Source organism: Dyella silvatica, from assembly GCF_026283955.1.
Lineage (GTDB): Bacteria > Pseudomonadota > Gammaproteobacteria > Xanthomonadales > Rhodanobacteraceae > Dyella_C > Dyella_C silvatica.
On sequence record NZ_JAPDPE010000176.1, the window covers coordinates 1 to 6296 of the forward strand.

Genomic DNA, 6296 nt, shown 5'->3' on the forward strand with positions numbered 1-6296 from the left:
CGCATGCGATGCGGTGTGGTTGCCCGGTGGCTACCCCGAACTGCACCTGGAAGCCTTGTCGTCATGCGTGGCATTACGCGCGTCGTTGCACGCCCATGTCGATGCGGGCAAACCCTTGCTCGCCGAATGCGGTGGCATGTTGTTCGCGCTGGATAGTTTGGCGGGTAAGGATGGCCTGGCCTTTCCGATGGCGGGTCTGCTTTCCGGCAGCGCCGTGATGCAGGAACGCCTGAGTGCGCTGGGTATGCAGTCGGTCGACTTGCCCGAGGGTGTCTTGCGCGGGCATACCTTTCATTACGCCCGTGCGCAGATCGCCTCGACGCCGCTCGCTTTAGCCGTTAACCCTGATAAAGGGCCCAGCAGCGAAGGTGTATATCGTCGTCAGCGCATGACGGCAAGTTTCGTGCATTTTTATTTTCCGTCGAACCCCGACGCCGCACAGCAGCTGTTCTTGCCGTGAGCAGCGCGCTCGCCATGCTCGCCGCCGTGCTGCTGGATGCTGCGCTGGGCGAGCCGCGGCGTGCACATCCGCTGGTCGGGTTTGGACGGCTGGCCGGCTGGTTCGAAGCGCGGCTTTATGCGGATCGGCGCGTGGCGGGTATGCTCGCATGGAGTGGCGCGGTGTTATTGCTGGTCGGGCTGACGTGGTGGTTGCTGTCGGCCGCTGCGAGGCTTACGCCCTGGCTTGCCTGGGGCGGCAGTGTGGCGATGCTGTATCTGACGATAGGTCACCGCAGCCTGGCAGAGCACGCGCGCCCGGTCGCGCATGCACTTGATGCTGGTGATCTGGATACGGCGCGGGCACGCGTCGGTTATATGGTCAGTCGCGATACCGCTTTATTGGATGCCGGCCAAGTGGCCGCAGCCGCGACCGAGTCGGTGCTGGAGAACGGCAACGACGCGGTGTTCGGCGCCTTGTTCTGGTTCGTCTTGTTCGGTGCGCCGGGTGCGCTGCTGTATCGGCTTGCCAATACCTTGGATGCCATGTGGGGTTATCGCACGCCGCGCTACGAGCGCTTTGGCTGGGCGGCAGCACGCATCGACGACGTGCTCAATTTTGTCCCCGCACGATTGACCGCCTTGAGCTATGCCTTGCTGGGGCATACGGCTGTGGCGCTGCGTTGCTGGCGTAGCCAGGCGCCGCAGTGGGACAGCCCGAACGCGGGGCCGGTGATGGCCGCCGGCGCGGGTGCGTTGCAGGTACGCCTGGGTGGCGCGGCGCCTTATCACGGGGTGTGGGAGCCGCGGCCCGAACTGGGCGAGGGCCGCGCACCCGATGCACGTTCGATCCGCGCTGCCCTGCGGCTGGTGCGCAACAGCGTGATTGTGTGGCTGATCGTCGTATGTGCGCTTGGCGTGTTGGCGAAAGGGTGGTCGCATGCTTGAACATGGCGGCAGGTTGCGGCGCGCAGCGAAGCGCTTTGGTCTGGCAGCGGAGTTGTGGCTGGATCTGTCCACCGGTATCAGCCCTTTCGGCTGGCCTGTGGCATCGATTCCACCCAGCGCATGGCAGCGCCTGCCAGAAGACGATGACGGCCTGGTCGAGCTGGCGCGCGACTACTACGCCGCGCCGCATCTCTTGCCGGTGGCCGGGTCGCAGGCCGCCATCCAGGCCTTGCCCGAGCTTTGCGTGCCCTCGTGTGTCGGGATTATCGAGCCTGGCTACGCCGAACATGCGCATGCATGGCAGCGGGCGGGGCATCAGGTCGAATCGCGTTCGGCCGCCGTGCTGTTTGCCGAAGCGAAGCATTACGACGTGATCGTATTGATCCATCCGAATAACCCCGGCGGACATCGTTTTGAGGTTGCCGCGTTGTTGCAGTTGCACGCTGAGCTCGCGGCGCGCGGCGGCTGGCTGATTGTCGATGAGGCCTTTATCGATGCCACCCCCGAGCAAAGTCTATGCGCCTTTAGCGATCGCCATGGCTTGATCGTGCTGCGCTCGGTTGGCAAGTTTTTTGGCCTGGCCGGTGCGCGTGCGGGTTTTGTTTGCGCGGCGCCGGCGTTGTTGCATGCGCTGCACGAACGCCTTGGGCCGTGGACATTGAGCGGCCCGACGCGGCATCTGTTGAAACTCGCGCTGGCTGACCGTGACTGGCAAGCCCATGCACGCAAGCGTTTGCACACGGCCAGTCAGCAGCTTGCTCAATTGCTGACGGCGCACGGGCTCGCGCCGACGGCCGGCTGTGCTTTTTTTCAATGGCGCTGCGATGAACGCGCGGCCGCATGGCATGAGGCACTGGCCGCTCGCGGCATTCTCACGCGCTTGTTCGAAACCCCTGCCAGCCTGCGTTTTGGCTTGCCCGGCGATGACGCCGGCTTTGCACGGTTGGATAGCGCGCTGCGTGACATCGCACACGCCAGGGTGAACGCATGAGCGGTCGCGTGCTGATGGTGCAGGGTTGCACCTCCGATGCCGGCAAGAGCGCCCTGGTGACCGCGTTATGTCGCTGGCTGTATCGACGTGGCGTGGCGGTAGCGCCGTTCAAGCCGCAGAACATGGCGCTGAATTCGGCGGTGACCATCGATGGCGGTGAGATTGGCCGGGCGCAGGCGGTGCAGGCGCAAGCTGCCGGTTTGCCGCCGCATACCGATTTCAATCCGGTGTTGCTCAAGCCGAACACGGATATCGGCGCGCAGGTGATTGTGCATGGCCATGCCATTGGCGATATGGATGCGCGGCATTATCACGATTACAAGCGGCTGGCCTTCGATGCGGTGCTGGCTTCGCATCAGCGCTTGGTTGCGCAATACCAGGCGGTGATCGTCGAGGGTGCGGGAAGCCCGGCTGAAATCAATTTGCGCGATCGCGATATCGCCAATATGGGTTATGCCGAAGCGGTGGATTGCCCGGTGGTGTTGATTGCCGATATCGACCGCGGTGGTGTATTCGCTCATCTGGTCGGCACGCTGGCCTTGCTTTCGAAGAGTGAGCAGGCGCGCGTGGTCGGTTTTGTGATCAATCGTTTTCGCGGCGATATCGCCTTGCTGCAACCGGGGCTGGATTGGCTGGAGCGCGAGACCGGCAAGCCGGTGCTCGGTGTGTTGCCGTATCTGCATGGTTTGCAGCTGGAGGCCGAGGATGCGCTGTCGCGCGGTGTCGAGGCGAAGCCGGACGCGCAGCTTAGGGTGGTGGTGCCGGCGTTGCCGCGGATCAGCAATCACACCGATTTTGATGCGCTGCGAGCGCATCCGCAGGTGGCCTTGCGCTTTATCGGGCCGGGCGAAGTACCGCCGCCGTGCGACTTGATGGTGTTGCCTGGCTCCAAGTCCACTCGCGCGGATTTAGCCTGGCTGCGTAGTCACGGTTGGGAGGATGCCATAGCGCGGCATCTGCGTTATGGCGGCAAGCTGATCGGTATTTGCGGTGGCCTGCAGATGCTTGGTCGGGCGGTGCATGATCCGCTCGGGATCGAGGGTGAGTCCGGTTCAAGCCTGGGCTTGGGCTGGCTTGACCTGGAGACGACGCTGGAAACCGGCAAGCAGCTGCGGCAGGTACAGGGGCGGTTGGCGTTTGCTGATGCCAGTGTGCGTGGTTATGAGATTCATTGCGGTGTGAGTCGTGGGCCGGGGTTGGCGCAGCCGTCGAGTGTGTTGGCGGATGGGCGCTACGATGGTGCAATCTCTGCCGACGGGCAGGTGCTTGGCAGTTATCTGCATGGTTTGTTCGATGAGCCGCAGGCGTTGGCTGCGTTGCTGGGCTGGGCTGGGGTGCGCGAGGTGGTGGCGCTGGATATGCATGCATTGCGGGAGGCGAGCATCGAGCGGTTGGCTGATGCGGTTGAGGGGTATCTTGATACGCGGGTGTTGTTGGGGTTGTTGGGGGTGGAATGAGGGGCGCTCTTGTTCTTGATCTAGTTTGTCGTGATCGGGCTCGCCTGCGGCGGGCTTTCGACCTCCTGCCGGAGGCCGAGTCACTTTCTCTTTGCGTGGCCAAAGAGAAAGTAACCAAAGACAAAGGCCACCCCGGTGCGTCGCCCTTCGGGTGCGTGAGGGCCGGCCGGGCTTTTCGACAGGGCTCCTGCCCTGGCGAAAAGGACTCGGCGTCCGTGCCGAGTCCCCTTCGGGCCTTGTCGCCCAGCCCTCACCGACGCACAGGGGCCCCGGACGTCAAAAGCAGAGTCAAGATCAACGGCAACGTCAAAGGCGGCTCTGTGCGGTTGCTCGAACGGCGCAGTGTGACGGAGAAGTTTATGTGCGGTGGTTTTTATGCGTAGCCTGATTCTTGGTGGGGCGCGTTCGGGTAAGAGTGCTTTGGCGGAGCGGCTTGCTGGGGAGTCGGGGCGGGAGGTGGTTTATCTCGCGACGGCGCAGGCGCGGGATGGTGAAATGGCTGAGCGGATTGCGCATCATCGTGCGCGGCGTTCTGCGCAGTGGTTTTGTGTGGAGGAGCCGCTGGCGTTAGCGGATACCTTGCGCTTGCATGCGCGTGGAGATCGCTGTGTGTTGGTGGATTGTTTGACGCTGTGGTTGAGTAATTTGCTGGGCGATGCGGATCCGCTTCGCTTTGAGCGTGAGCGTGATGCCTTGCTTGCGTGTGTTGCCGAGCTGCCGGGCGAGATTATTTTCGTCAGCAATGAGGTCGGTCTCGGCATTGTGCCGATGGGTGAGTTGAGTCGTCGTTTTGTCGATGAGACGGGGCGTTTGCATCAGGCGCTTGCCGGTGTCTGTGAGCGTGTGTTGTTGGTTGCCGCGGGATTACCGTTGGCCCTCAAAGGAACCTTGTGATGAGTCGTGAGTGGCTTTACCAACCTTGCCGCGCGGTCGATGCCGGTGTTGAAACTTCAGCGCGCGAGCATCAGGCGCAATTGACCAAGCCGCCGGGTTCGCTGGGCATGCTGGAGTCGCTGGCGATACAGTTGGCCGGTTTGCAGCGAGTCGCGCAACCGAGTGTCGAGCAGGTGTGGATATCGGTTTTTGCTGGCGATCACGGCGTGGCGGCGCAAGGCGTTTCGGCCTTTCCGCAGGCGGTGACGGGCGAGATGGTGCGCAACTTCGCCCATGGCGGCGCGGCGATTAGCGTGTTGGCGCGCGAGTTGGGGGCCACGCTGGAGGTGGTCAACCTGGGTACGGTGAATGATCCCGGCGAGTTGCCCAAGGTGCGTCGCGCCATCATTGCGGCCTCGACGGCGGATTTCAGCGAACAGCCGGCGATGAGCGATGCGCAATTGGAGGCAGCGCTTGCCGCGGGAGCAGACAGTATTCGCGCCGCGCATGCGGCTGGCGCGCAATTGTTTATCGGTGGCGAAATGGGTATTGCCAACACCACGTCAGCGGCGGCGCTGGCGTGCGCCTTGCTTGGTGAAACGCCGGAGCGCTTGGCCGGCGCGGGTACCGGGCTGGATGGTGCCGGCATCGCGCACAAGAGCGCGGTGATTGCGCGCGGCCTGGCTTTGCATGCCGGCACTGACGACGCTTTGGAGCAACTGCGTCGCCTGGGTGGTTTTGAGATCGCGGCGCTGACCGGTGCGTATATCGCGGCGGCGCAGAGTGGGCTGCCGGTGCTGGTCGATGGATTCATTACGACGGTGGCCGCCTTGGCCGCGGTACGGATTAATCCAAGTGCGCGCGATGGCTTGTTGTTCGCACACCGTTCGCATGAGCGTGGCCACGGCATCGTGCTGGACGCACTGGATGCCAAGCCGTTGCTGGATCTGGGCATGCGCCTGGGTGAGGCCAGTGGTGCCGCCACCGCGGTGCCACTGCTACGGCTGGCCTGTGCCTTGCATAACCAGATGGCCACCTTTGCCCAGGCCGGAGTATCGGCAGCGTGAGCGTGACGATCGATTTGATACGTCATGGCGATACCGGTCAGCGCAGCTACCGGGGACAGCTTGATGATGCGTTGACCGACCTCGGCTGGATGCAGCTGCGCGATGCGGTGAAAGCGCGCGATGACTGGCAGATGATTGTCTCTTCAACCTTGCAGCGTTGCGCCTCGTTTGCGCATGAGCTGGCTGCGACGCGTGGCTTGCCGTTGTTACTGGATGCGCGGCTGGCCGAATATCACTTTGGCTCCTGGCAGGGCGTGCCGATTGAAACCCTGGCGGCCGAGCAGAGCGAGGCGCTGGGTCGCTTTTGGGCTGACCCGATGGCGCATCCGCCGGCGGGCGCGGAAAGCTTCGCGGCATTCCGTCTGCGCTTGAGTGCGGCGCTGGACGAGGTGGTCGCCAAGGCGAGTGGACGGCGTGTGCTGGTAGTGACCCATGGTGGGGCGATCCGCTTGCTGCGCTGCCTGGTCGAAGGCCGTCCTTATGGCGACATGGCGAATATCGATGTGCCGCATGCATCGATTC

The 6296-nt window shown here is 63.5% G+C and carries 6 protein-coding genes and 1 pseudogene; all 7 read left to right on the forward strand.

The window, feature by feature from the left end; all coding sequences use genetic code 11:
- Positions 1-460, forward strand: a pseudogene (locus tag OUZ52_RS21735) (cobyrinate a,c-diamide synthase); the annotation flags it as partial.
- A 14-nt stretch (positions 461-474) separates the two neighbouring features.
- Positions 475-1386 carry an adenosylcobinamide-phosphate synthase CbiB gene (gene cbiB / locus OUZ52_RS21740; protein WP_266160692.1) on the forward strand — a complete coding sequence of 304 codons (912 nt, stop codon included), beginning with the start codon at positions 475-477 and terminating at the stop codon, positions 1384-1386.
- A complete protein-coding gene (gene cobD, locus OUZ52_RS21745) occupies positions 1379-2377 on the forward strand; it encodes a threonine-phosphate decarboxylase CobD (RefSeq protein ID WP_266160687.1) in 999 nt (332 codons plus the stop codon). Before cbiB ends, cobD begins: the two co-directional genes overlap by 8 nt.
- Complete coding sequence (locus OUZ52_RS21750) at positions 2374-3834, forward strand: cobyric acid synthase (protein WP_266160688.1); 1461 nt, start codon at positions 2374-2376, stop codon at positions 3832-3834. Before cobD ends, OUZ52_RS21750 begins: the two co-directional genes overlap by 4 nt.
- A gap of 375 nt (positions 3835-4209) precedes the next feature.
- Complete coding sequence (gene cobU, locus OUZ52_RS21755) at positions 4210-4728, forward strand: bifunctional adenosylcobinamide kinase/adenosylcobinamide-phosphate guanylyltransferase (protein WP_266160689.1); 519 nt, start codon at positions 4210-4212, stop codon at positions 4726-4728.
- Positions 4728-5774, forward strand: a complete 1047-nt coding sequence (gene cobT, locus OUZ52_RS21760; protein ID WP_266160690.1) for a nicotinate-nucleotide--dimethylbenzimidazole phosphoribosyltransferase — start codon at positions 4728-4730, stop codon at positions 5772-5774. Before cobU ends, cobT begins: the two co-directional genes overlap by 1 nt.
- On the forward strand, positions 5771-6296 hold a 526-nt coding region (locus OUZ52_RS21765; protein WP_266160691.1), incomplete at its 3' end, for a histidine phosphatase family protein. The genes cobT and OUZ52_RS21765, both read left to right, overlap by 4 nt.

Coding starts and splice junctions, on each gene's coding strand:
- cbiB (WP_266160692.1), top strand. CDS start 475: ATGCTCGCCGCCGTGCTGCTGGATGCTGCGCTGGGCGAGCCGCGGCGT.
- cobD (WP_266160687.1), top strand. CDS start 1,379: ATGCTTGAACATGGCGGCAGGTTGCGGCGCGCAGCGAAGCGCTTTGGT.
- OUZ52_RS21750 (WP_266160688.1), top strand. CDS start 2,374: ATGAGCGGTCGCGTGCTGATGGTGCAGGGTTGCACCTCCGATGCCGGC.
- cobU (WP_266160689.1), top strand. CDS start 4,210: ATGCGTAGCCTGATTCTTGGTGGGGCGCGTTCGGGTAAGAGTGCTTTG.
- cobT (WP_266160690.1), top strand. CDS start 4,728: ATGAGTCGTGAGTGGCTTTACCAACCTTGCCGCGCGGTCGATGCCGGT.